The sequence below is a fragment of the Granulicella aggregans genome, from assembly GCF_014203275.1.
In the GTDB taxonomy this organism is placed as follows: Bacteria; Acidobacteriota; Terriglobia; order Terriglobales; family Acidobacteriaceae; genus Edaphobacter.
The window spans coordinates 715,210-741,092 of record NZ_JACHIP010000002.1; the positions used below are offsets into that span (position 1 = coordinate 715,210).

The following is a 25,883-nucleotide window of genomic DNA, read 5'->3' on the forward strand; positions in this document are numbered from 1 at the left end:
GACTATTCGTCATCATCATCGCCACCGGGGCCGGGCGGTCCATCTTTGCCACCCTTCTTCGGCTTGTACCGGCCATCGAGTATCTGGTCGATGGTCGAGATCATCTCGGGCGAGTCCGGCGTCACGTCCGGACCTAGCCGGGCAATGACCTTGCCTTCTTTGTTCACGATGAACTTGGTGTAGTTCCAGTGCACTGGACCACCGGCGGGAGCGTCCTTGCTCTTCGTCAGGTAGAGATAGAACGGGATCACATCGTCACCCGCGAGCTTCGAGACAGCCATCACGGGAAACGTCACCTTCGCATCGGTGTAGGCCTTTTGAATCTCAGCGTCTTTCCCGGGCTCGGCCGCACCGAAGTCGTTCGAGGGCACACCGATCACAACGACGCCCTTGTCCCTGTAGGTCTCGTAGTCCTTCTCGAGCGCCGCAAGCTGCGCGTTGTAGCTCGATTTCCGTGCAAGGTTCACGACCAGAATGTACTTCCCTTTGAAGGTCGTCAGCGGAACATCCTTGCCATCCGCACCGGGCAGCACATAGTCGTAGGCGGTCTTCTCTGGCTTGGACTTCTTCGCAGCGTCCTTCGCGTCTGCGCTGGCTGCGGGCTTCTGCTTCGCTTTAGCCTGGAACGCAGACGCAGATGAAGTAAAGAGAACTCCCGTCAGCACCACCGCGCCGACGCCGCGCATCCACCAGCCGGCAGGAGGCACTGGCTGGCGATCGGAAGACGAGGCAGGATCTGCCAAACGATAACGCAAGGGGGCAAAAGCAGCGGAGGGATATCGCACGGGTATGCCTGAGGGTATAGCGCGGTGGGAGAAATCGCCAAACTGCTATATGCTTTTGCTATTCAGGCTATAAAGAAACGAAGGTGTTGCGACTAATCGTATAGCTCGCATCGTCTTTCGCTATAACCAGACAACGTCCCGAGCGATTCCCGTTGGCAAACTGCGAACACCTGCACGCCGCGATGCGTGCTACCTCAGTCACGGAACTTAGCCACAGATGGACTTTGACCACCTCAAGACGTTCCTCGAAGTAACGCGACAGAAGAGCTTTTCTCGCGCCGCGGAGAAGCTGCATGTCACCCAGCCATCGATCTCAGCGCAGATTCGCTCGCTCGAAACTTCGCTGGGCCATCGGCTGCTGGAACGCGGCGGCGGCAAGGTCACGCTTACCGCCGCCGGCCGAGTCTTCGAGCCCTTCGCCGAAAGCTGCCTGACCCGCTTGAACCATATGTCCCTGACGCTTGCCGATCTCGAGCGCATGCCGCGCGGATCGTTGACCGTCAGCGCGAATGAGTCGACCGCGCTCTATGTCCTTCCCGTTTTCTTCAGCAAGTTTGGCAAGCAGTATCCGCGCGTCTCGCTCAACATCATCCGCGCAGAACGCAGCCGGACGCTGGAACTCGTACTAGACCGCGAAGTGGAGTTCGGAGTCGTCTCGCTTCCGCTCAAAGACAAGCGACTGCACATCGAGATCATCCACAGCGACGACTTCGTTCTCGTCGTCCCCGCAGGCCACCCGTTTGCCAAACTAGAATCTGTGACGCTTCGCCAGGTATCGCAGCAGCGCCTGCTCCTGCTCAACCAGGGTCGCAAGCGGGAACAGATCGACGAACTCTTCGAACAGGAGAAGCTCTGTCCACGCATCGCCATGGAACTCGACTCGAACGAGTTACTTAAGCGGCTTGTGCTGAAAGAGATGGGGATCGGCTTCCTGCCGCGTATCAACGTGCTCGACGAAGTCCGCGGCGAGACTCTCGCTATCGTGCCGATCGACGGCGTCTCCATCTCACGCGAGCTTGCGCTGATCAGCCGCAAAGACCGCGCGCTGACCCGTGCCGGCAACGCCTTCTTCACCTTCGCCACGGGAACCGTGCGTTCGATCCCCGAAGACCTGTAGGCGATCTGTAGGCAATCGTTGGGAAGCTGCCGAGCGACGCGATGAGGCGCTCTAATGCGACCATCATCACGATCTTCTATAGCCGCGATAACGGGATGGCCGATCACGTTGATCTCCCGCGCGAGCGAGCCGCATAATCGATTTCATCGACCCAGTAACATAGCACCCTTGCCAATCGGCCCGGATTCCTTTATCCCGGACCGCATTGAAGCAGACGAGTACGATCTCGGCCCAACGCCTGTTCGGACCGCCGAGGTCCTCCGCATTCTTCAGAGACTTCTGAAGCGGAGTCTCTGTCTGGAAAGAAACTGCGACAGCACGCCGCAGGCCCTTCAAAGGCGCCTGGAGGCCTAAGCTCAGCAGCGTCGCCCCCAAGAATCATTACGATCCCGCACGCCTATTTTCAGGAGGTTTCTTTTGAAACGTATCGTTCTGGCCATGCTGGCTATCCTGCTCTCTTCCGTCGCGCTGTTCGCGCAGACGAACACCACGACAATCAGCGGCAGCGTGACGGACACCTCCGGAGCCATCATGCCTGGCGTCGAAGTGACTATCACAAACAAGGCAAACGCCGCGGCACAGACGGCTACTACCTCCGGCAACGGCAACTTTGCCTTCGAGCAGGTACAGCCAGGCAGCTATGTGGTCAGGGTCTCGTATTCCGGCTTCAACGACGTGCAACAGACGGTCGACGCCCTCGTTGCCACGCCGCTCAAGCTGTCCTTCAAGCTTGCTGTCGGCACCATGCAAAGCGTGACGGTTGAGACGAGCTTGGCGGAGGTGAACACCTCCGATGCCACGCTGGGTAAGGCCTTCAACAGCGAACAGGTACAGAACCTGCCTTACCTCGCGAATAACGTGACCTATCTTCTCTCGCTGCAGCCCGGCGTGTTGGCGCTCGACAGCGGCGCCGCGACTGGTGGACTGAACACCGACACCCGGACCGGCATTGTCAATGGTGCCCGCCAGGACCAGAGCAACATCACGCTCGACGGCGTCGACAATAACGACCAAGTGTTCGGCTACGCCTTCAATGGAGCTCTGCGCTCCACCCGCGACTCCGTGGAAGAGTTCCGCGTCACCACTACCAACTCCAATGCTGATGCCGGCCGCTCGTCAGGAGCCCAGGTTTCACTTGTAACTCGCAGCGGCACAAACGCCTGGCACGGCAGCGCGTATGAGTACTATCGCGATCCCGCCGCCGCTGGCAACAATTGGTTCATTAAGCAGGCAGAGTTGAGCCAGGGCTCACCCAACATTCCTGCCAAGGTCCTTCAGCACACCTTTGGCGCATCCCTTGGTCTGCCACTCTCGAAAGACAAGCTCTTCTTCTTCGGAGCGTACGAAGGATTCAAACAGTCAAGCGACGTCTCCGTAGGCCAGACGGTGCCCTCGGCGTTCACGACGAATGGCGCCGCGGCCGGACTCGTCACAGGCAATGTCACCTACCAAGCGACGGATAAGAGCTATAAAACGCTTACCCCCACTGACATCGCGCAGATGGACGGCACCGCCAGTGACCCGGCGTGCGCCAAGGTGACCTGTTACTCACCCGTCACGAACGACGCGGCCATCGCTTACTTCAAGCAGTTCCCTCTCGCTAACGCGCCCGGCAACTCAGATTCACTGAACGTGGGCAACTATAACTTTGCATCGCCCGCGCCCATCAGCCAGATCACCAACATCGTTCGCCTCGACTACAACATCACGCCGAAGATGAGCGTCTTCGCCCGTGGCAACCTGCAAAGCGACAACCAGCTAACTCCCGAGCAGTTTCTGGGAGGTGCGGCATCCTCCAGCGTCTACGGGAACAGCAAAGGCATAGCCGTCGGCCACATTTGGTCGATCAACGACAAGATGACCAACAATGCCCGCTACGGCCTGAGCCGTGTCGGAAGCGCATCCCGCGGCACCGGCAGCCAACCTTTTATCAACTTCGGTGCCTTCAGTACGCTTACGGCAGCTACCACGTCGTATCTTTACAGAGTCACGACAAACAACTTCGCCGACGACTTCACCTACGTCAAGGGCCGCCACACCATCCAGGCAGGCACTAACCTCTACTTCATCTCCAATGGTCAATACTTCGACCAGCCGCTGCTCTCAACGGGATACGTGAGCCCGAACCTGCTCTCGACTGCCGCGATCGCAAACCAGGGTGGCAGCCTTGATCCAGCCGCGTTCAACTGTGCGAACTGCGCACCCGTCGACAACACCTTTCAAAGCTTCTATAACAGCGACATCATCTCCAATGTCGGCGCGATTGAAACGGCAAGCTCCGGAACTGAGTTCCAGGTGAAGGGCAATACGCTCGTGCCACTCAACACCGGTAACGTCCCCACCCACACGTTCAAGAACATCGAGCAGGAGTACTACATCCAAGACCAATGGAAGGCGACCTCACAGCTCACCCTTACCGCCGGCTTGCGTTACGTCTATCTAGGCGTTCCATATGAAAAGGACGGTCAGCAGATCGCTCCTGACATTTCGCTGAATACCTTCTTCGCCAACCGGGTATCGGCAGCGGCACAGGGCCAGGCATACGACACGGATGTATCCTTCCGCGCTTCCGGCTCACCCAATGGCCAGCCGAATTTCTGGAGCGCGCAGAAAGCGAACTTCGCTCCCCGCGTCGCGTTCGCCTATGCCACGCGCGACAATAAAACTTCTGTTCGCGGCGGCTTCGCGCTAAGCTTCGACCACTTCGGTACCGGCGTGATCGATTCCTACCAGTCCAACTCGAGCTCCTTGTTCTCTCTGTCAAAGACGAACCTGGCTACCTTTACGAACATTGACTCCAATCCTCGCTTCACCGGCTACCACGACGTTCCCGCGCCAGCCGGAGCAACGGACGTGCTACAGCTGCCTTTCACTCCCGAGGAGAATTCTTTCACCTTCGATCACAGCATCAACGACAAGCAGAAGACTCCGTACGCGGAGACCTTCAACCTCACCCTGCAACACGAGTTCCCGAAGAGCATCTCGGTTACGGCCTCATACGTTGGACGCCTCGGGCGGCATCTACTACAGAATCTTGACGTCGCCATGCCCACCAATTTCTATGATTCGGGCAGCGGCCAGACCTACTTCCAGGCCGCGACCGTATTCGACAAGATGGTCGACGCGGGGGTCGATCCCTCCACCGTTCCCGATAGCGGCTACTTCCACAATGTCTTCCCAAACCTGCAGTTCAACGGGTACAAGGGAGCACAGGCTTACTACTCTCTCTTCGCCGTCAATCGGGGCAACGAGACGAACGCGCTCTATATCGCGGACACAGACTCTACAACCTCAGCGTCAGGCCAGTCCTTCCGCTACTTCTACCCCCAGACATCTTCGATTTACGTACAGTCCACTACCGGTGTCAGCAACTATCACGCGATGCAGCTTTCGGTCCGCCAGGCTTTGCGCTCGGGCCTGGAGTATGACGTAAACTACACCTTCTCAAAGTCCATCGACGAAGGCTCGGACCCGGAGCGGAACGGCTCGGGCGGAAGCTCGATCCTCAACTCCTTTATGCCCCACCAGTGGTATGCGAACTCAGACTTCGATGTTCGCCACAACATCACTGCCAACTACACAGCACCGTTTCCGCTCGGTCTCGGGAAGATGTTCCTGAATCGGGGCGGCTTGATGGATCGCATCGTGGGTGGATTCCAGCTCAATGGTGTCGTCCACTACAGCACCGGTCTTCCCTTCAGCGCAGTTGGATACAACGGCTGGGCGACGAACTTCGCGAACAACAGCAACATGGTCCAGGTTGGTCCTATCTCCACAGGCGGCCACCGCTACGATGCGGCGTCACAAACTGAGACAGCCCTGAAGGGGATGACAGGCGAACAGGCCAAGGCCAATCTGAGATTCGCTTATGTCGGAGAAGCAGGCCAGCGTAACAACTTCCGCTCCGATGGTTATCTTGCGATCGACGACGGCCTCGCGAAGAGCTTCCACACCTGGCGCGAGCAGCAGTTCCGCATCTCGGTCGAAGTCTTCAACGTCATCAACACTAACCGCTTTGCGACGCCGAACATGGATGGAACCACATCAGCCTTCGGGACCTATGAGAACTCGGCGGGCCAGTCGGCCAACACCACCACGAACCAGCCGGGCACCAGTTCTCTTCTGCTGCAGCCCCGGCAGATGCAGTTCTCCGGCAAGTACACCTTCTAAACCTCAACCTGTAAAAGGCCCGGACTGCAAAGCTCACACCTGCGGTCCGGGCCTTTTCTTTCTCTAAGCTCAGCGTTCATCACGAGAGGAAAGCATGCCGAACAGCCTTTGCCGTAACGCCATTTTCGCTGCCGCTCTCTGCCTTACTTCGAGCTTCGCTCGCGCGCAGTTTCCACAACCCGACGGTGGCGGTCTTGAACGCGGTGTTCTGCCCGCGCGCTGGCTCTCGCAGGGGAACAAGTGCATGGAGATGCCCGACTGGCAGATCCATGAGTACAACAAGGACTTCTACATCCTGCGGCAGTCCCCGTATACAGACTTTGAGAAGCCGTTGATCTTCCTCTTCTTCGGCAAGGACAAAGCGCTGTTGGCCGATACCGGCTCCGCCAACGGCAATCTCGCGCCGTCGCTGAAGATCGTCATGGATCGCTGGCTCGCGCGCAATCACCGTACCAGTATCCCGCTGATCGTCACCCACACGCACTCGCACGAAGACCACACCTGGGGCGATAAGGCGGTGCAGGCGATGAACGATCCCGCGTTCCCCGTTACCTTCGTCGCCTCCGATATCGAAGCGCAGAAGAAGTTCTATGGCATCAAGAACTGGCCGACGGATGTGGTTCAGTACGACCTAGGCGGCCGCATTCTCGACATCGTTCCCATCCCCGGCCACACCCACGAGGATCTGGCCTTCTACGATCGCAATACCGGCGTTCTGCTCACCGGCGACACGCTGTACCCCGGACGCATCTTTGTAGAGCACTTCGCCGAATTCCAGGAGAGCGTTGTCCGGCTGGTCAAGTTCACCGAAGGCAAGCCGATCGCACACACTCTTGGCGATCACATCGAGCAAACAACAACGCCGTTCCTCGATTATCCAGAGGGCACGCTCTTCCAGCCGGACGAGCACGAATTGGCGATGCCCGTGGGTTCGCTCGTCGAGCTTAGGGACGCCCTTCTCTCGATGAATGGCAAACCGCGTCGTCTGGCCATGCGCGACTTCTCCATCTACCCCATGGAATTCGGGCTTATCACTCGCGAAGAACGGAAACACGTTGAGGCTTACATGAAAGTGCAGAAGGATCACATGTGGGATCCGCAGAAATAAGCCACGCACGACCGCGCTCATGTTGCGATCCTTCGCCGTTGTGATCGACGACGAAAGATTTACCGTTTTTTAGGTTCACCGACTTAATCCTCAGGAGACCATCTTGAAGCTGCCACTCTTCGCCGCCACCCTGTGCCTCGTCTCCTCCCTCGCCGTCGCGCAACTCCCACAGCCGGACGGCGGCAACATCGAACGCGGCACATTGCCCGATCACTGGTACTCGCAGTTGCCGAAGTGCATGGAGATTCCTGAATGGCAGGTGCATGAGTACAACAAGGACTTCTACATCCTTCGCCAATCGCCCTGCACCGACTACGAGAAGCCGTTCATCTTTCTGATCTTCGGCAAAGACAAAGCTCTCTTAATGGACACTGGCTCACGCAACGGCAACCTCGCACCCGCGTTGCAGCACACGGTGAAAAACTGGCTGGCACGCAATGGGCGCACCAGCATCCCGGTGATCGTCGCTCACACCCATGAACACGAAGACCATACGTGGGGCGACAAAGAGCTTCAGGCGTTGAGCGATCCTGCCATGCCCATTACCTTCACGCCCTCAGAGGTAGAAGCGACGAAGAAACTTTTCGGGATCGCAAACTGGCCGACCGACATTGGCCACCTCGATCTTGGTGACCGCATCGTCGACCTCATCCCCATCCCGGGCCACAGCAAGGTCAGCGTGGCGCTCTACGACCGGCGCACAGCCGTGCTGCTGGGCGGCGACACGGTCTATCCCGGACGCATCTATGTCAACGACTTCGCCGCATTCACCGCCAGCCTTGCACGGCTGGTCGCCTTCACCGAGGGCAAGCCCATCGCAAACATCCTGGGCAACCACATTGAGCAGACGGCCACGCCGTTCGTCGACTACCCTGTCGGCACCATGTATCAGCCGAACGAGCATGAACTCGCGCTCTCCCGCGGAACGCTGCTGGAGTTGAACGACGCAGTGATCTCCATGCACGGCACGCCGCATCGCTACTGTATGCGCGATATCTCCGTCTGGCCGGTCGGGCCGTCTTTCATGACGGCTGAAGACGAAGCGAAGTTCAAGAAGCATCGCCAGGAGGAGAAGGATCGCATATGGGATCACACGAAGCCGTAGCCTGAGCAATTCGGATCAGGCTTCGCAGGCCTCGGGTACGTGGGACGACGCACTCACCCCCCGGTTGCGTCCGCCCTGCTTGGCAGCGTACAGCGCCTCATCCGCTGCGGCGATGAGGCGCTGCGAAGGACGAACGGTGCCGGGAACTACGGCACTGAAGCCGACCGAGATGGTTACAACTCCGGTGGCGTTGCCCTTGTGCTCCAGGCCAAGTGCTTCTACGCCTTTCCGAATCGACTCCGCAATGACGCTGGCGTCTTCCAGCGTAGCGCCGGGGAGAAGCACCACGAACTCCTCGCCGCCGTAGCGCGCCGCCAAGTCGCCCGCCCGCTTCAGATGTGTGCCAAAGCTGCTGGCGATCGCGCAGAGGCAATGATCGCCGGCAAGGTGACCATACATGTCGTTGTAGGACTTGAAGTAGTCGACATCGAGCAGCAGCAGGCCAATGGACATTCCCTGCCGCCGCGCCCTTCCCCATTCGGCGTCGAGCGTCTGGTCGAAGAGCCTGCGATTGCCAAGCCCAGTCAGACCATCGCGCGTCGCGAGGACCTCCATCTGCTGCAGCGCCAGCTTCAACTGCTCCTGGAAGTCGTCACGATCCCGCGCGGTCAGCGTGATGGCGAAGCTCATGACCATGGCAATGGTGAGGTAGGCCTGGAGAGTCATGATCCGGTACGGCTCATGATGCCCCTGGACGAACATGAACGGCCCCATACCGCCGATCGTGCCGTGAGCCGCGATGATGGTCACTAGGTTGACAGCCAGAACCGCGCCGGGAAAGCCAACACGATCGACCATCAGGACGAGGATCGGGAAGATTAGGAACGCAACCGGATACGCGGTCTGATGAAATATAAACCAACTCGTACCCAGCAGCAGGCCAAACATGACCAGGGTCTTGAGACGCTGTCCGGGACGCAGGAGGAGGTAGGTCTCCCGACTGGCGAGGACAAGAACCAGCGGGGTGAAAAGTGCGATTCCGAGGGCGTCTCCGCTGACCCAGTGTTGGACCGTTGACCAAAACTCCTCGCCAAGATGAACGTGGGTATAAGCCGACCATGGAACAGCGGGTATCAACGGCGCGCCGATCAGCACCACGACGCTGAATCGAAGGATCAGTCCGGGCCGCCGCAGCCAATCCGACAGGTTCGTAAAGCCGGGGAGCATAGCTGCAGCAAAGACCATCTCGAAGACGTTGCAGCCTACGTCCCCTGCAACCTGCGAAAGGGGTTGGCCCAGGAGCCTTAACTGCGTCCCGGTTGTGATCATGTAGCCGGCCATGATCCAGGGCCAATTGCGGCGGGAACACAAGAGCAAAATGCCGATAAGGAGACCGTCGATCGGCCAGCAGATGGCATGCAGCGATGTGTAAAAAACGAGTGGATTGATCAGCTTGGAGTTGAGATAGACGCCAAAGGCGCTAATGAGCATGATCGTTATGCCGTACGCCAGCGGAGACTGATCACGGAGCCGGGATGCCGAAGCATGGATCCGTCCGCCCCATGCAGTAACTTCATCTATGAGTTCGCCGGAGTTCAACACCCGTCAACCCCACAACATAGCGCACTCCGGCTGCGACCGCCTGGACGGGTCAGCTCGTGTGAATTCCGGCGTCCACCTGGAGTTTGTGGATCCAAGGGCTCTCCGGAGAACTTTCCTTCGCGGTCGGCCATTTTCATACTATCGGCATATTCCAACGTTTTGTACGAACTTGCCATACGCAAAGGGCGTACCCCCGCTAGACCAATGGGGCATAGGCTACACAAGATTGTCTCCCAGCCGCCCGATGCTTTTACAAAACATCGAGAAGCGCTGTACGGTTTGACTTATCCTACTGCGCCGCGGTTGTAACTACGGAGTTTCCTACTGCATTTACCAGAGTTACAGTCACACCCTGAATCGTAGTGGCATCCTCGCTCAGGTTGAACGGCTGCGTGTAGGTAAATATCGATCCGTAAGTGGTCGACATCGGATTGCTGTACCAAGTGGCGAAGATCGAGGTCACGTCGATCGTTACGTCAGGGTTGGAGATCGTATTTCCCGGAGTAGGCGTGAAGTGGAAGATCGCTGACTTCACCTCGCGGGTATTGGAGAAGCCGGTGACAGTAACGGTAAGCGCGCTCGTCGTGCTCGCGGACTTCGCCGCCGCGATCTGCGGCACCACCGTTGGAAGCGTGACTACCACTGGAGTGACGCTGGCAGGGGTCACATTCACGTCGTCAGCCGTGATCGTGAGCGCCACCGTGACCGTTCCAGCAACGGTTCCCGCCTGGAACTGCACGTCGGGCGTCGTAGTCGAGCTCGCCGGGAGCGTCACGTTGATCGTTCTGCCACCCGATGAGAACTGCACCGCAGGATCGTCGATCCCCGTCGACGTGGCAGGGACGAAGGTGAGTGTGAGCAGGCAGTTGATGGGCACCGCATACGGCTGCTTCAACTGAAAGGTCACCACCGGCTGATCTCCCGAGGCCGCCATTGATGGGCCGGTAAAGACCACCACCGGCGCTACCTCCACCGCGAAACTCGACGCCGCACTCGTCTTTCCGGAGGCGGTATCGGTCACAGTAAGAGACAACGCACCGGCTGATGTCAGCAGGTTCGCTGGGATCACGGCCGTCAGGGTCGTCGTACTAGTGTAGGTCGTGGTTAGCATGGTCGAGTTCACGAAGACCGCATCGGTCGTCGTAAAGTTCGCGCCCGTCAAGGCCACCGTCGTCGCCGCGCTTCCCGCAACCGCGCCGACAGGCGAGATTCCCGACAGCGTGGGTACGGCCGCAGTTGCCACCGTGAAGCTTTGCGAGACCGGTGTCGCAGCCGCGTAAGTCGTATCACCGGTCTGGGTCGCCTGGATCGTCACCGTTCCCGCACCCGTCAACGTCACCACGCTTCCGGTGATGGTGGCTGGGCCAGAGGTCACAGCGTAGCTCACAGCCAATCCTGACGAGGCAGTCGCCGATAGCGTAAATGGCGCATCGCCCACGATGTGGTTCAGAATCGTCGGGAAGGTGATCGTCTGCGCCGCTCCACCGTGTACCGTCAGCGTTCCGGGAACGTAGGTGAAGCTATAGTTCGTCGCGGTCAACGCCTGGGTGGCGAACGTGATCGGATAGGTTCCTGCCGGCGACGTGGTCGTCGCGGTCGTCGCCAACGTGGCAGTACCGCTAATCACCGCCGCCGTGTCGCCATTTACGAAGCCCGCCGTCGCGTAAGTCAGTGTAGGATTTGCCGCTCCGAATGCACGCGACAGATTGGCCGCCGTCGCCGTCAGCACTGCCTTCGTCACTGTGAAGCTCTGCGAGACGGAGGTCGCAGCCGCATAGGTCGCATTGCCCGCCTGCGCCGCCGTCACCACGACCTGACCCACTCCAGTAATCGTCACGGTCGATCCGGTCACGGTCGCTGGACCTGTCACGGTGAAGGTCACGGCCAGCGAGGAACTTGCTGTTGCGGTCAGTGTAAACGGAGCGGCTCCATAAGTCTTGTTCCCCAGCGCACCAAACGTGATCGTCTGCGCTGTCTTCGCGATCGTAAGCGTCTGCGCCGCGCTCGCGCTGGCCTGGTAGTTTGCATCCCCACCGTAACTCGCAATGACGCTGTAGGTTCCAGCCGCGAGCGACGTCGTACTGAAGCTCCCCGCGCCGTTCCCATCAAGGGTGATCGTCGCAAGCACCGACGCTGGAGTAACCGCCGTGTTCATCAACATCACGGTTCCGGAAGGTGCCGGGGATAGACCTGTCACCTGCACCGCAAACGCTACATTCTGCCCGACTCTCGCCGCTGTTGGAGTGATGACCAAAGTGGTGGTGCTCTGCGCTCCGGTCGTCGTACCACCGCCGGCCAGGTTCGTCGTCTCAGATACGCTGGCCGATACGTTCGTGTCTCCCGCGTAGCTGGCTTCCACTGCGTGCTGCGTGTCGCTGCTTCCGCCGATCGTCAAGTTCCGCATTCCCATTGCAGTCTCGGTCACCTGGCTGAGCAGAACTGTAGCGGTTCCGTCGCTGAAGTTCGAGATGCCAATGTCTGGATATCCATCTCCATTGAAGTCCGCAGCAGACTCTCCATACGGGAAGTTTCCTGTCGGATAGGTAAGTTGCGTCTGGAATGTGCCATCGCCGTTGCCTAGAAGGATGCTCTCCGTCAGGCTCGATTGCGTCGTGTTTCCGACGGAGATATCTTCCTTACCGTCGCCGTTGAAGTCTGCGATCACCAGGCCAACCGGTTGTCCGCCGACTACGTACGTCACCTGCGTCTGGAATGTCCCGTCTCCGTTGCCGAGCAATACGCTTATCGTCCCGTCTTCGTGGTTCGTCACGGCAAGATCCAGCTTGCCATCCCCGTTGAAGTCTCCCGTCTGCACTCCCTGCGGGCCGGTTCCTACCGCGTAAGTCACCATCTGTTGGAACGTCCCGTCGCCGTTGCCGAGGAAGATCCCAACCGTGTTGTCTCCGTTATTTCCCACGGCGACATCCAGCAAACCGTCTCCGTTGAAGTCTCCCTCAGCGAGCGTCTGCGGAGTATTACCCGTCGGATAGGAGACCGCCTGCTGCAGCGTGCCGTCTTTGTTACCGAGCAGAACACTCATCGTGTTGCTGTAGTAGTCGCCAGCAACGACATCCGGATACCCATCCCCGTTTATATCCAATACACCCAGGCCCACCGGCGAAGCGCACTCATAGTTCACCTGTGCCTGGAAGGTCCCATCTCCGTTCCCCAGCAGCACGCCGATCGACCCGCCGCCCGTATTCGCAACGATGAGGTCGAGGAATCCGTCGCCATTCAGGTCCGCGACCAGTACTCGCTCCGGCTCGCTGCCGACGCTGTATTTCACCTCCGGCTGGAACGTCCCATCGCCCTTGCCCAGAAGGATGCTGATGGTGTTCTCCTCGTAGTTCCCGACTGCAAGGTCCTGGAAGCCGTCGCCATTGAAGTCTCCGGCAGCCTGCGCATAGGAGCCTGAGCCTGTAGTATTCGGGCTACCCGCCGGAGAAACAGCCGAGAACTCTACCGCTCCCGCACCGAGCCCGACTGATCCCAGCACCGCGTTCGAGTTATTTGTATCCAGGAATGAGACCATTCCCGTCGGGGCAACCGTGTTCGACCCTATGCTCACGACGGTTCCGGTCGCGCTGTAGTTTCCGCCACTGCCCGTTGTGGTGAAGCTAGTGGTGGACGGATACTTCCCGGTCACCGTCACCGTCTGCGGTGACGACTGGCTCGCCAGCATCCCTGGCAGCGGTACAAAATTCGCTGTGAAGTTATGTGTCCCAATCGTTCCCGGAGCGAGCTTGAGCGTCGCGGGAGTGTCGATGCCGATCTGCGCGATCCCAAGATTCGCGGTCAGGCCGCACTGGGTCGCCGCTGCATCGCAGAAGTAAACCTGACCGTACCCCAGGTTCGAGTCGCCCGATTTCACCGTGGCGCTCAACAACACCGGCGTCTGGTACGTGACCGTCGTCGGCGACACCGTTAGTGTCGTCACAGGCTGTAGAGCCGCTGCGACACCGAAGCTGTCCACCGCGCTCTCGCTTGTCCCATAGTTTGCGTCGCCGTTGTAGGTTGCGACCACCGAAGCATTGCCCACCGGCAGCGTCGAATACCTAAGCGTCCCCGTCCCATCGCCGGCGAGCGTCGCCGTTCCCAGCACCGTCGCCGGAGTGGTGGCCGTGTTCGTCAGCGTGACCGTGCCGGTCGGCGTGGGAGGAGTGCTTGTCGTTGTCCCCGCAGCCACGACCACTTGGAACTTCACTGCTTGCCCTTGCCGCGGTGTGTTTGGCGTCGAAGTCAGCGTCGTTGTCGAAGTCGCGCCCGCTGTGACCAACAGAGTCTGCGCCGGACTCGTGCTCGAAGCATTAATCGAGTCGCCGCTGTACTTCGCCGTGATGCTGTGCGTTCCTGCTGCCAACGTCGACGTAAAGTACATCGCATACGATGGGCCGTTTGCCTGGCTCACCGTTCCGAGCAACGTAGTGCCGTCATAGAAGTTGGTCGACCCGTTCGTCGTCCCGGATACGCCTGTGCCCGTCCGCGACACCGTGCCGATAAACTCAACCGACTGCCCCGTGATCACCGGGTTCGGATAGATAGTGAGTGACTCAGCCGTCGGCACTCCCGTGCCATATCCAGCCAGAACATCGCCGTTCGTCGACGTCGTCACATTCAGGCTGTTCGATGTCGCCGTATACGTCTCCTGGTAGCTCTGCGCCGCCGGGGGCGCAAAGTCCACCGAGAAGTCGCACTTCTGCCCCGGCTGAATGACACTCCCGTTCACACATCCGCTCGCGGAGTCCTTCGTAAACACCGTCCCGCTGATCGAGAGGTTGCTCAACGTCAGCGGCATGTTTCCCGTATTTGAGATCGTGTCTCCGCCCGTCGTCGTCGTACCGACCTGCGTCGTCAGAATGAAGTTCGAGGCCGCGCGGTTCGTAATCGCAAGACCACCGCTACTGCCCGGCTGAGTTGTAATCACATTGCCCGCCAGGTCCACCGCCATCCCGTAGTTCGATCCGCCGCCGTAGTTGATGATTGCCCCGTCCGGGCTGATCAGCGTGTCGCCATTCGAAGTCGAGATATAAAGTCGCTCTCCCGCATCAACCGCAATGTCGTACAACGTCCCCAGGCCGGTTGCAATCGAGACCCCAGTGCCGCCCCCCATCGGCAGCTTTGTCACTTCGCCGCCGTTCTGATCGTCTACATAAAAAACGTTTCCGAGGGCGTCCACCGCGAGACTCGTCGGTGAACCAATCCCGCTGGCAAGCGTCGTCTCCGTTCCCTGATTGTCGATCTTGATGATCCGGTTGTTGCCGGTATCGGCGACGTACACCGCTCCCATTCCATCCACACCGACCCCATTTGGAATCGACAAAATGCTTGTTGTGACCGTCGTTGGTGTCCCGAATGCCTCGTTGTACGCGACGATCGTATTGTGCGTCCGGTCGGCGATGTAAAGAGTACCGGCACCATCGATCGCCATGCCGCCCGGCGTCCCTAAACCTGAGATATCCAGTTGCGCCGACGAACCAGAACTCGTTGTGTACTTGTACACCGCATTCTGAGACGCGTCGGTGATGTAGTAGTTCCCGTCTGGCCCCACGGCAACATGGTCCGGCTGGTTCGTAATGCCCGTAGTAACGGACAGGTCGCCAAGGTCGAACCCGAGCTGCGAAGCGGTGCCCGTCGCGTAGAGCAAAGTCTCATAGATGACGTTACCGTTCTGGTCCTTCGAGATCACTGCGTTCGTCGTCAATCCCGGATAAACCGGCGTAAACGCAAGCGGAGCAGTGCACGCTGAAGGATAGTTGCAGGTCGCCTGCCCAGCAAAGCCATTCAAGCCCGCTGCGAAGGTAAGGGTTTGGCTGGTGACTCCCGTCGGATACGGATACGACAACGTGATCGTCGACGAAGTTCCACCGACTACCGTGCTGCCGAAGCTCTGCGAGTTGATCACCGCACCGGGATATCCCGGCACGAGATTCGGCTTCAACCGCCCGTTACCGCTCACAATGCGGGCCGCCGGTGCGGCCTTCTTGGCCTTCGAAGAAGTTGAGGCAGGAACCGCCTTGGGGGTCTCCCGAGTGGAGACCTTGATCTGCCGCGTGAACTCGCGCCGCGAGCCATCGCGGCTGATCATGGTTACGCTCTGGCCTGCCGTAGAGATCGTTGTGGGAGCCCCGGTTACCGCGGGCGTTGCCGCTTCGGCAACGCCGCTTAAGACAGCCAGTAAAACCGCTCCGCAAAACAACATAGCTCCCGGGGTCTCGATCTTCGAACAGCTCAGATTGCGCAATTGGATCTCCCGACAGCCCAACTGTTCGCCTGTCCTTGGTGAAGATCAGTGCGGCAGAGCTACGATCCGGCGAACACAATGCGCCTCCTTCAAAGCCGGAGCGCCCGCGAATTCAGGCCAGATCGATAGTCCATAGAGGTGTCGAGAGAAAGTGAACCACAGCATCCATCGCTTGTCACCAGAAAAGGCGGGGGATGGGCGGAGCGACGGCCAGAATTGCGTGCCCGCAATCTAGTCGAGCCGTCTATTCAAGTTTGGAGGAAAAGGAGATGGTGGGCGAGGCGGGGATCGAACCCACAACCGTCGGCTTAGAAGGCCGGTGCTCTATCCAATTGAGCTACTCGCCCGGTGCTATTTCAATTGTAGTGGCAGGTGCAGCCACCAGCGGAGACGTTTTATGCCAGCGCGATATCTCTGCTGCGCAGCAGCGCAACAATCGCTTCGAGTGCCAATCCCCATGCCTGCTTCGCAGCCGCAAGATTTGGTCCAAGCGCCTTCACATACAGCGATACCGCAAAGCCCTCCTGCGGCCCGGTGAGATCGACCAATGCAGGACGCAGCACGCAATCCATCATCACCAGTGGTTCGTCGATGGGCGCGGCGAGCCGCTCCAGCCGATGCAGCAACTGCTCGCTCTGATGAAACGAGGCGAAGATCGTGCGGTCGCGCCAGACGAGGTCAACATAGCTTGCGAAGCCCGTCTTCGCGTCAGGGCTGTCGGCACTGATGTCGAGCTGCAACTGTAGTTGCTCCAGCTCTTCGCTATCGAGCGCCCAAGCGTCGCACTTTGCTGTGAACACCGGCGAACGTCCAGCGTTCAGAGCTCGCAGCGCCTGCATCAACGGAGGATTCTGCTCCGCCTCCGGGATCTGATCCATGTCGTAGGGATTCTCGCGCAGGTCGACAAAGTCAGCTGTCGTTTCGACCGTCGCCGCTCCCGCCTCCGCCCTCGACCATGGGACGACCAGCACTGGATCGTCCGCAGAGCACTCAACCGACCACTCAACAACCATAACTTCTTATTCTAGCTTCGCCCGGGCAGGCAGCGGTCCGACCTTCGGGCGATTGCAGTCGTGAGTGCTGCCGGCTCTGTCAGGCGTTTGCTAGCAGGAAGCGAAGCAGCGTCTGTTCGGCCCAATAGCCATCGTCACCACGGACGGGATCGGCGTCGGCGAGGAAGGCGCAGTGGCCGCCGTGCATGGTCTCCAGCAGAGTGACGCAGGGGTTCGCCTCCAGCTTGGCGCGGCTCTCCTGCGTGAGCCGAACGAAGGGATCGTCGAGCGCATGCAGAACCAGCGCCGGGATCGCGATGCGATCGATTACCCGAGCAGCGGCTGCGCGGAAGTAGTAATCGTCGGCACCTGTGAAGCCCGCATAGAAAGCGGTGACGCGCTCGTCAAAATCGCGCAAGGAACGCAGTCCCTCCGCCCGCACTGGATCATAGATCGCCGGAAACAGTTCAGCCTTGCGGCGGAATCGCGCTACGAGCGAGCGCAGAAACTTCATCTCGTAGACGCGATTCAACGGTTCGTGCAAGGCATCCGCCGAAGAGCCAAGATCGATCGCAGGAGAAACCCCGATGACCGACTTCAGGGCGGGAGGAGCAAAGGCGCCAAGATCGCCGGCAAGCTTCAGGACGAGATTGCCGCCCATCGAGTAGCCGATCAGTGACATGCTTGTGAATCCCTCGCGCGCGTTGAAGAATCGCAGGACTGCGTCAACATCGGACGAAAGTCCAGAGTGATAGAGCGTTGGCGAGAGGCGCTCCGTGCCGCCACAGGTCCGCATGTTCATGCGGATGATGTTGCAGCCCGCGCACCACAGCTTGTTCGCGTTGCCGATGACGTACTGCGAGTTCGATGACCCTTCAAGCCCATGCACGATGATCGCGGTCGGACGTTGTGCTCTTACCTCAACTGGCTGGAAGTGGTAGTGGCAGAGCACCTGGCTCGCGGGCTGGTCGCCCTGGGATTGAGCGACTTCGACCAGGCATGCCTCCGCCGGCGGCAGAGCGTCCACGCGTCGCAAAAAGTTGCCCACGATCGTCTGCAGATGGCCATTGCGAAGGAAACGCCGGGGACGGAATGTGGCCTCGAGCGCTGTGACCACGGGTGTCGACGACGCTATCAAGACCCGGCACCCAGAGTCTTGATGAGAGCCGCCGCGTTGAGCGCCCCCGTCGGTTCATCCTCATGTTTGAAGTAGACGTAGACGTCGCGAGAGGCGGCTAGTCCAGCAAACTTCTCCGCGAATGTTGCAATCTCCGCGGCGCTGTAGCCGCCGTTCCGCCGCAGCCGAAAGCTGGTGTGCGTGGCGGAAGGATGAATCTCCGGCGAGACTAAGTCGTCACTCTCCGCTATGCAGAGTGCAGCATTGTGGTCGTGTAGAACCGCCTCCACCTCAGGCGTGAACCAGCTTTCGTGGCGGAACTCGAAGGCAGTCGGGATGGCTGCGTCGGTGAGCGCGGTTACCGCCAGGAAGCCGCGAAGGCGTTCTGGATCAGCCTTGAAGTTCGGTGGAAGCTGGAAGAGCAGCAGTCCAAGTTTTCCGGCAGCCCCGACTGGTTCCAAAGCGGTGATGAACTGGCTGAGATCAGCCTCGCACTCGCGCAGGCGCTTGAAGTGCGTGATGCGCTGCGGAGCTTTGAAGCTGAAGCGAAATCCTTCCGGAGTCGCCGCCAGCCAGTCCGAAAGCATCTTCGCTGTAGGCAGGGCGCGGAAGGTGTAGTTCACCTCCACCGAGTTCACTTGACACGCGTAGTAGCTCAGGAACTTCTTCGCAGCCAGACCCTCCGGATAGAAGCCGGGCTTCCAGGTCGGGTATGCCCATCCCGATGTTCCCACGAACAGCCCAGCAGGCGCGACGATCGTCACGACCGGCTTCTCATTGATCTTCGTTTCGGGAGTCTTGGAGGCGCGGGGCAAAGGAAGTCCGTTAGATACGCGGCTTCAACTTGGAGCCCCGCATCGCTGCTTCGTTAGCAGGGAGGGGAGTTTTGGGGCGGCTAGTGGGTTTCGAACCCACGACATCCGCTGCCACAGAGCGGCGTTCTGCCACTGAACTATAGCCGCCGTATTACCTCCAATTGTAGCATCGGCACCCTCTGCAGAGAAGCAGTAGATCGCCAAGAAGACATCCAGGCGTAGCCGGACACCGAATCATGGCATCAGTCCGTGTACAACTCCCGCAGCAGAACTCGCGCCGCAACCTTGGAGAAGCTGTAACATCTAAAGTAGCGATGCAAGGTGCGACGGCAAATTCGGTGTCTTCTCCCCGCGTGACAATCCGCCACGACTTCCTCTAGCTGCGCCTAACCGCAGCGTCGTCGTGTGTCTTGCTATTCCCCTGTACTTACCCCCAAACACCCTAGCTTTAGGAGCACCCCATGTTTGACCGTCTCGACCAGATGGAAGCCCGCTACGAAGATCTCGGCAAGCAGCTCTCCGACCCCAATATCGTTAGCGACCAGGAGAACTATCGCAAGGTCTCCAAGCAGCACCGCGACATGGAGCCGATGGTAGAAAAGTTCCGCGAGTACCGCGCAGTGAAGAATGCAATCGCCGACGCGAAGGCGATGCTGGCCGAGAGCGATCCTGAGATCCGCGCGATGGCCCAAGAGGAACTTGCTGCGCTTGAACCCCGTGTCGAGCCGATTGAAGAAGCTCTCAAGATTCTCCTGCTTCCCAAGGATCCCAACGACGAGAAGAACGTCATCCTGGAACTGCGCGCGGGAACCGGCGGCGACGAAGCCGCTCTGTTTGTGGCCGAGGTCTTTCGCATGTATCTCCGCTTCGCAGAGCAGCACCGCTGGAAGGTCGAGATCCTGTCACAGACTGAGACCGGTATCGGGCATGGCCTGAAGGACGTGACGGCGATCATCGAAGGCGAGCACGTGTACTCGCAGATGAAGTACGAGTCCGGCGTTCACCGCGTCCAGCGCGTTCCGGCGACTGAGACTCAAGGCCGCGTACATACCTCGGCGATCACGGTTGCAGTGCTGCCGGAGGCCGAAGAGGTCGATATCAAGATTGAGGCGAAGGATCTTCGCATCGACACGTTCTGCTCCTCAGGACCCGGTGGGCAGTCGGTGAATACGACGTATTCCGCCGTGCGCATCACCCACCTGCCGACGAATACCGTCGTAAGCTGCCAGGACGAGAAGTCGCAGATCAAGAATCGCGAAAAAGGAATGCGCGTTCTTCGGGCTCGCTTGTATGAGGTCGAGGCAGAACGCATCCACCAGATTCAGGCGAAGGATCGCAAGCAGCAGATTGGATCTGGCGACCGCTCCGAGAAGATCCGCACCTATAACTTCCCCCAGAACCGGCTGACCGATCACCGCATCGGACTGACGAACCATCAGCTTGCGATGGTCATGGAAGGCCAGTTGCAGCCGACGATTGACGCGCTAATCGCGCACTACACCGCAGAGAAGCTGAAGGCCGAGGCGGTCGCGGCCTAAATCTCTTGAAGGGTGGCCGGGGCGGGAGTAAAGTGTGGGTGAAAGCTACCTTCCGCTTGAGGTGCCATGATGAGATCCATTTCTTCGGTGGTGAAGTTAGTTCCGACAGGCCTTGGCATCGCCGCTATGCTTGCCGCTTCCTATGGTATGGCCCAGGCTCCCGGACAGGCACCTGGACTCGACGGTCCACAGGTGTTCCTGCAGAGGCCGCAGCTTGGCTTGGCGGTAACGGGATGTCCGGTCTTCCTGTCGGCAAACCAGCGATCATTACCCCAGCAGGTTGAAACCGGAGGCCTCATCCCGCCAAGACCGACCCAGGGGCTGAGGATCACATTGTCCGGGCGGCGAGCGCTCCGGATCACGAGCGTCGAGGTCGTGGCGCACGCTTTTTCGCCGAGGAATCGAGCCGTTCTCACTTCAAACGTAGACGACGCGGACGTGACACGGTCGTTTCACCTGGAAGCGAAGGAAGGTAGCGGCTTCAGCAGCGATCTCTGGATGGACGGTGTGACTTCGATCCGCTGGATCGAGGTGGAGTCGATCACCTACTCTAACGGAACCAACTGGCACGAATCGGAGACGCAAAAGTGCAGCGTCCGGCCAGACCCATTCGTCCTGATCTCATCCGCTCGCTGAAAGGTTACGTATGTCCGGAGTTGCTCCCGGCAGGATCATGCAGATCGCGGTCACAGTGAGTGACCTGGATCGGTCGGTCGCCTTCTACCGCGACCAGCTCGGGATGGCGTTTCTTTTCAACGCAGGAACGATGGCGTTCCTGCAATGCCGCGAAGTCCGCTTGCTGCTGGGAACGCCGGAGCCGGGCAAGCCGATTTCGAACGGCGGAACAATTCTGTATCTGAAGTCCGACGACCTCAAGGGAGACTATGCGCGTCTCACAGACGCGGGATCGCCGAGCGTACAGGCTCCCCAGATGATCGCGAAGATGCCGGACCACGATCTCTGGCTGGCGATCGTGAGCGATCCCGATGGAAACCCGGTCGGGCTGATGAGCGAGATCGCTCGGACAGCCTGAAGCGTGAGAGACAATAAGGTGTGACTCTTCGCGAAGCGATTGCTGAAGGTGCAGGCCGGTTGTCTTCCGAAGAAGACCTTCGCGAAAATGCGCAGCGCGACGCGGAGTTGCTGCTGCTCCATGTGCTCAGGGCAACGCGGACGCTGCTGTTCACCGATAGTGACCGGACGGTGAGCGACCGCGAATTCTCAGAGTACAACTCTCTGTTGGAACGGCGGCTTCTCGGCGAACCGATCCAGTACATCCTCGGGGAACAGGAGTTTTACGGGTTGCCGCTGAAGGTGACATCGGCGGTGCTGATTCCTCGACCGGAGACAGAGTTGCTCGTTGAAGCGGTGCTCGCCCGGCTGCCAAAGGATAAGCCTCTTCGGATCATCGATGTCGGTACAGGATCGGGAGCCATCGCCCTTGCGGTGGCGAAGCATCTTCCGCTGGCACAGGTGATTGCAGTCGACCTCTCGGAGGCTGCACTGGCTGTGGCTCGGGAGAACGCAGTGAGGCTTGGGTTGCAGGAGCAGGTGCGCTTCATGCGGTCAGATCTTTTGGCCGAGGTAGACGGCGAAACGCGGTTCGACGCGGTGCTCTCGAACCCGCCGTATATTCCAGAGACGGACCGGACTTCCCTGCACCGGCAGGTCCGTGAGTTTGAGCCGGGGATGGCTCTTTTTGCCGGAGCCGAAGGTCTGGATGTCTACCGTAGGCTGATCCCGGAGGCCGCAAAAGCGCTTAAGCCCGGAGGCCTGCTCGCAGTGGAGATTGGCTACGGACAGCGGCCCGAGATTGAGGCACTTTTGCACGTCTGGAGCGAGGTGGAGGACCTAGACGATCTACAGGGGGTATCGCGCGTGATGCTAGCGCGGACGCGAGAGAGCAATTTCGATTAGTGAGGCCCGCCCTTACCGGCAGAGGCGCCCGCCGATCCCGATGCCGATGACGCTGCAGGCGCTGCCGAAGAGAAGGAAGCTGAGCTATGGACCGCTCCCATGGAGGTACTGCCAGCAGAGGCTCGGCCCAGGCTCGTGACTCCTGAGCCGCCGGAAGTGCGCCCAAGGCTGGCAGATGAGCCTTGCCGGATACCTGCGTTGTTCATCGAAGTGGGGGCGGTAGTGGTAGCGGTTGCGGCATAGCTGCGTTCGACCTGGGTCTCTGAGAGAGAACGTGTCACCGATCCGCGTTCGACGGCATGCTGGGAGATCTTATTCAGATTATTGAAGACTCCCCGCGGCACTCCAAGACCTGCGGACTCGCCGCGGAAGACGAAGGAGCCGTCGGAACCGGGCTTCGAAACCTGCAGCTTCGAGAGATTGACGCCAATGATCGTCGGCTGTCCGCCCACCGGCCTGGCCGGCGGACGCGGCCGTAACCCTCCGGGAGCCTTGATCTTCGAGGGTGCGGGTTGATTCTGCAGGCCGTTCCAGCCGCCTTGGGGCTGCCATCCCCATCCTCCGCCGCCCGCGCAGTAGTTCCAGCTTCCTGAGTGATACGGCGTCCAGCCCCAGGGATAAGGCGACACCCACGAATATCCGCTGGCGGGATAATAGCTCCAGATGCCGCTCGCGTAGGGATCAAACGATGCAGTGGCGAGGTAAGGACGCCACATCGTGCCGCAGCCTCCAACGTCCGAAAACGAGCCGTAGTAGGCGAGATCGTTTACGCCGTAACTGTACGGCGAGTTGGCATAGCCGGCGGTGACGGCCAGGGCCTTGTGATAATCTACAGCGTTTTTATCCCAGGCGTCGAAGGGCGAGGGTTCCTCCATGCGGGCCAACGTGGGGACCGTCCCAGCGGTCAGATCAAACGAAGCAGCCTTATGCTTGGTTACGATCAGCGAGCCGGAGTCGCTTGCTGCGGTAACACTGCCCTGAAAGACGGTCAGCTTGGCAGTGTTGTCGGTGAGATCAATCCGAAAGTGGCTGGAGGGTGAAAGCGTCAGAGTTTCGCCACCGACACGGACGGTGAAGTCCGCAGGGGTCTTGCTGCTGGCCAGACTGACATACATACTGCCGCGCACCAGACGAACGGTCGTCGTGGTCGCTCCGGAATCGCTGCGACCGAGCTGGGGGAAGTCTATCTGGGAGTCCGGAACGATCCGAAGCGAGCTGTTGTCTTCGAACTCCACCTCGGCGGCGCCCAGTTGCGTGCGGAGCTGCTCCCCCGCGACGATGGGGAGGTTGGTGAAGGCCGCTTCGAACTTCTGGCCGGTCTTGCGATCGAGTTGAACCTCGCCACGAACCTGGCTGAGTCGGACGATGCGAATCTGCGAAACGGAGCGCGTGGTGGCCTGGTCTTCGTTGCGGTCGGGCACGTCGGTTGAAATAACCGTTGCGGTACGAGCAGCTGGCTGGACCACGGGCGCGGCAGACTGCGCGGCGCAGTCGGAGACGAAGAGTCCAATGGCTAACGATGCGGGAAGATAACGGGAGGCGATTCTCATGGGGTTGCTCTCCTCGGCGAAGCGACGATTCGCCGCGAGCCGTATCGTTCTTATCGGCTCGCGGTAAGTATATGCCTGAAACGCAAGGACTGATCTCTTTTTGTACGGAACTTAGCGGACCGCTCGTACCATCTCGACCAGTATGGTTCGCGTTTCGGCGGCGGTGGCGACCTCGCGGGTGAAGTTGATTCGCGCGCCTTTCATCCCCTCGGCGGTCTTCAGGCGCAGCCAGAAGCCGAGCCGGTCGACCGAGGTCATGGTCCCTTCAGTCGCTTCTAGGCTCGAATGGACGCGCGCGAGCAGGATCATCGAGTCGACATGGTCGGCGTTCATGTGGGCAATAATCCCGGGCGCGGCATCCGCTAGCGGGTCGGGCGCAGCCGTGGCGTACTCTTCAGCGGCGACCCAGCCCATGACGCCAAATCCGCCGACGTAGTAAAGGTCTACAACTTCGAGCCGGAAGAAGTGAAAGTCGGCAAAATCGACCCAGTAGCTGCTGTTGGGATGACGGGCAAGATAGAGCTCGCGAACCGCGGGAAGCTCTTCGACAGCAACTGGCTCCGCGTTGCCAACCAGCGTGGCGCGGGCTGCGCCGAGGGGATCGCCATCGGCCGCAGCCTGCAGGATGAAGAGGCTGCAGCGAGGGTCCGAACGCAGGTTCTGCGTGTGCATCGCCATGTTGCTGATCAGGAAGATAGGCCGACCGGCGTCGTCGGACGCAAACGGCATCAGTGAACCAAAGGGAAAGCCCTCATGCTTGCGCGACTGCGTCGAGAGCGTCGCGACCGACGCAAGAGAGAGTAGCGTGCGCACGCGCTCGGCGTGCGAAGGTTCCGGCGGCGTGGGAATGCTGGGGCCTGTGGAGGCGTGCTGGCGGGATGGAACGGCTACGGTCGACATGGGAAGCATCCTCTACGCTGATACTATCGCTCCAGTATCGTGAACCCGAATTGCGGACGTATCGCGTCGCGCGGGCGCTGCGTTTACTGACGACACAAGGGGAGCGGACGTTGAAGCTACTGGTGAAGTTCAATCTGCTGCTGGTGGGCGTCTTCGCCCTTGGCTTGATCTCGACCTGGTTCGAGGCGCGGGACTTCCTGCAAGGCCAGGCCCAGGAAGAGGTTCTGCGCGAGGCCGGACTGCTGGCTGCCAGCGCCTCCGCGACCCGGGTCTACACGGAGGAGGCGATCACTCCGTACCTGGCGAAGGCAGGCGAGCATGACGGCGTCTTCCTTCCGCAGACCATCCCCTTCTACGCCGCGACCACGACCTTCCAGAAGATCCAGCACGACTACCCTGACTACACCTATAAGGAAGCGGCACTGAACCCAACCAACCTCCGCGACCGGGCGACGGACTGGGAGGCCGACCTGATCCAGCACTTCCGCGACTCTCCCGGCGACAACGAACTGACTCGCACGCGAGAGACCGCGAACGGGCCAAGCCTGTACCTCGCCCACCCCATCCGCGTGACCGAGGGATGCCTGAGCTGCCACAGCCAGCCGTCAGTCGCGCCAAAGACCCTGGTGGCAAAGTATGGTGACCGGAACGGCTTCGGATGGAACATGGGTGAGGTGGTCGGGGCGCAGATCGTCTCAGTTCCCACCTCGCTACCGCTGAAGATCGCGCACCAGGGGTTAATCCGATTGACGATCGACCTGTTTGTCATCTTCGCTTTCGTCATCGTGCTGATCGACATTGGTCTGTACGTGATCGTCATTCGACCGCTGCGCACAATCTCGGAGTCGGCCAATCGAATCAGCCGGGGCGAGATGGATCTCGAACACCTGACAGCACGCGGGAACGACGAGGTCACCGAGGTGACGCGGTCCTTCAACCGGATGCATACGAGCTTGCAGAAGGCGATGAATCTGCTCGAGGAGTAA

The 25,883-nt window shown here is 59.8% G+C and carries 17 protein-coding genes and 2 tRNA genes; 9 read left to right on the plus strand and 10 right to left on the minus strand.

Features of this window, described 5'->3' with window-relative positions:
• Window positions 1-2: 2 nt before the first annotated feature.
• Window positions 3-743, minus strand: coding sequence for a glutathione peroxidase (locus tag HDF16_RS08315; RefSeq protein ID WP_246408885.1), 741 nt, complete (start codon window positions 741-743; stop codon window positions 3-5).
• A 259-nt stretch (window positions 744-1,002) separates the two neighbouring features.
• Between HDF16_RS08315 and HDF16_RS08320 the strand changes: the two genes are divergently transcribed.
• The 4 genes from HDF16_RS08320 (at window position 1,003) to HDF16_RS08335 (ending at window position 8,285) form a co-directional block, all read left to right on the plus strand.
• On the plus strand, window positions 1,003-1,902 hold the full coding sequence (locus HDF16_RS08320) for a LysR family transcriptional regulator (protein WP_184215435.1): 900 nt from the start codon (window positions 1,003-1,005) through the stop codon (window positions 1,900-1,902).
• Window positions 1,903-2,319: 417 nt separating this feature from the next.
• Window positions 2,320-6,072: a TonB-dependent receptor gene (locus tag HDF16_RS08325; RefSeq protein WP_246408887.1), complete on the plus strand. Its 3,753-nt coding sequence runs from the start codon at window positions 2,320-2,322 to the stop codon at window positions 6,070-6,072.
• Window positions 6,073-6,166: 94 nt separating this feature from the next.
• Window positions 6,167-7,180 carry an MBL fold metallo-hydrolase gene (locus HDF16_RS08330; RefSeq protein WP_184215437.1) on the plus strand — a complete coding sequence of 338 codons (1,014 nt, stop codon included), beginning with the start codon at window positions 6,167-6,169 and terminating at the stop codon, window positions 7,178-7,180.
• A 103-nt stretch (window positions 7,181-7,283) separates the two neighbouring features.
• A complete protein-coding gene (locus HDF16_RS08335) occupies window positions 7,284-8,285 on the plus strand; it encodes an MBL fold metallo-hydrolase (RefSeq protein WP_221312604.1) in 1,002 nt (333 codons plus the stop codon).
• 15 nt (window positions 8,286-8,300) lie between these two features.
• Here the strand turns inward: HDF16_RS08335 and HDF16_RS08340 are convergent, their stop codons facing one another.
• The 7 genes from HDF16_RS08340 to HDF16_RS08370 form a co-directional block, all read right to left on the minus strand.
• Complete coding sequence (locus HDF16_RS08340; RefSeq protein ID WP_184215439.1) at window positions 8,301-9,716, minus strand: sensor domain-containing diguanylate cyclase; 1,416 nt, start codon at window positions 9,714-9,716, stop codon at window positions 8,301-8,303.
• Between the two features lie 400 nt (window positions 9,717-10,116).
• Window positions 10,117-16,068: an FG-GAP-like repeat-containing protein gene (locus tag HDF16_RS08345; RefSeq protein ID WP_184215441.1), complete on the minus strand. Its 5,952-nt coding sequence runs from the start codon at window positions 16,066-16,068 to the stop codon at window positions 10,117-10,119.
• A gap of 270 nt (window positions 16,069-16,338) precedes the next feature.
• Window positions 16,339-16,415 (minus strand) — tRNA-Arg (locus HDF16_RS08350).
• A gap of 48 nt (window positions 16,416-16,463) precedes the next feature.
• Window positions 16,464-17,081 (minus strand): hypothetical protein, encoded by a 618-nt coding sequence (locus HDF16_RS08355; RefSeq protein WP_184215443.1) that lies wholly within the window; start codon window positions 17,079-17,081, stop codon window positions 16,464-16,466.
• 79 nt (window positions 17,082-17,160) lie between these two features.
• Complete coding sequence (locus HDF16_RS08360) at window positions 17,161-18,177, minus strand: alpha/beta fold hydrolase (protein ID WP_184215445.1); 1,017 nt, start codon at window positions 18,175-18,177, stop codon at window positions 17,161-17,163.
• 17 nt (window positions 18,178-18,194) lie between these two features.
• The gene (locus HDF16_RS08365; protein ID WP_221312606.1) at window positions 18,195-18,992 is read right to left on the minus strand and encodes a DUF72 domain-containing protein; all 798 of its coding nucleotides are present in this window, start codon (window positions 18,990-18,992) and stop codon (window positions 18,195-18,197) included.
• 72 nt (window positions 18,993-19,064) lie between these two features.
• Window positions 19,065-19,139, minus strand: a tRNA-His gene (locus HDF16_RS08370).
• 314 nt (window positions 19,140-19,453) lie between these two features.
• Between HDF16_RS08370 and prfA the strand changes: the two genes are divergently transcribed.
• The 4 genes from prfA (at window position 19,454) to prmC (ending at window position 22,447) form a co-directional block, all read left to right on the plus strand.
• Complete coding sequence (gene prfA, locus HDF16_RS08375) at window positions 19,454-20,530, plus strand: peptide chain release factor 1 (protein ID WP_184215447.1); 1,077 nt, start codon at window positions 19,454-19,456, stop codon at window positions 20,528-20,530.
• Window positions 20,531-20,596: 66 nt separating this feature from the next.
• A complete protein-coding gene (locus HDF16_RS08380) occupies window positions 20,597-21,166 on the plus strand; it encodes a hypothetical protein (protein ID WP_184215449.1) in 570 nt (189 codons plus the stop codon).
• 10 nt (window positions 21,167-21,176) lie between these two features.
• Entirely contained in the window at window positions 21,177-21,563 is a 387-nt protein-coding gene (locus HDF16_RS08385) for a VOC family protein (RefSeq protein WP_184215451.1), read from the plus strand.
• Window positions 21,564-21,583: 20 nt separating this feature from the next.
• Window positions 21,584-22,447 (plus strand): peptide chain release factor N(5)-glutamine methyltransferase, encoded by an 864-nt coding sequence (gene prmC / locus HDF16_RS08390; RefSeq protein WP_184215453.1) that lies wholly within the window; start codon window positions 21,584-21,586, stop codon window positions 22,445-22,447.
• Here the strand turns inward: prmC and HDF16_RS08395 are convergent.
• Together HDF16_RS08395 and HDF16_RS08400 are read right to left on the minus strand one after the other, a co-directional pair.
• On the minus strand, window positions 22,444-23,997 hold the full coding sequence (locus HDF16_RS08395) for a FecR family protein (protein ID WP_184215455.1): 1,554 nt from the start codon (window positions 23,995-23,997) through the stop codon (window positions 22,444-22,446). The genes prmC and HDF16_RS08395 overlap by 4 nt on opposite strands.
• Before the next feature lie 111 nt (window positions 23,998-24,108).
• Entirely contained in the window at window positions 24,109-24,897 is a 789-nt protein-coding gene (locus HDF16_RS08400) for a HugZ family protein (RefSeq protein ID WP_246408889.1), read from the minus strand.
• Here HDF16_RS08400 and HDF16_RS08405 point away from each other — a divergent pair.
• Complete coding sequence (locus HDF16_RS08405; RefSeq protein ID WP_184215459.1) at window positions 24,876-25,883, plus strand: c-type heme family protein; 1,008 nt, start codon at window positions 24,876-24,878, stop codon at window positions 25,881-25,883. The genes HDF16_RS08400 and HDF16_RS08405 overlap by 22 nt on opposite strands.

Excerpts from the sequence above, each read along its gene's own strand:
- HDF16_RS08320 (WP_184215435.1), top strand. The coding sequence starts at position 1,003 with ATGGACTTTGACCACCTCAAGACGTTCCTCGAAGTAACGCGACAGAAG.
- HDF16_RS08330 (WP_184215437.1), top strand. The coding sequence starts at position 6,167 with ATGCCGAACAGCCTTTGCCGTAACGCCATTTTCGCTGCCGCTCTCTGC.
- HDF16_RS08340 (WP_184215439.1), bottom strand. The coding sequence starts at position 9,716 with ATGCTCATTAGCGCCTTTGGCGTCTATCTCAACTCCAAGCTGATCAAT.
- HDF16_RS08355 (WP_184215443.1), bottom strand. The coding sequence starts at position 17,081 with ATGGTTGTTGAGTGGTCGGTTGAGTGCTCTGCGGACGATCCAGTGCTG.
- prfA (WP_184215447.1), top strand. The coding sequence starts at position 19,454 with ATGTTTGACCGTCTCGACCAGATGGAAGCCCGCTACGAAGATCTCGGC.
- HDF16_RS08380 (WP_184215449.1), top strand. The coding sequence starts at position 20,597 with ATGATGAGATCCATTTCTTCGGTGGTGAAGTTAGTTCCGACAGGCCTT.
- HDF16_RS08385 (WP_184215451.1), top strand. The coding sequence starts at position 21,177 with ATGTCCGGAGTTGCTCCCGGCAGGATCATGCAGATCGCGGTCACAGTG.
- HDF16_RS08395 (WP_184215455.1), bottom strand. The coding sequence starts at position 23,997 with ATGAGAATCGCCTCCCGTTATCTTCCCGCATCGTTAGCCATTGGACTC.
- HDF16_RS08405 (WP_184215459.1), top strand. The coding sequence starts at position 24,876 with ATGGAACGGCTACGGTCGACATGGGAAGCATCCTCTACGCTGATACTA.
- HDF16_RS08400 (WP_246408889.1), bottom strand. The coding sequence starts at position 24,897 with ATGTCGACCGTAGCCGTTCCATCCCGCCAGCACGCCTCCACAGGCCCC.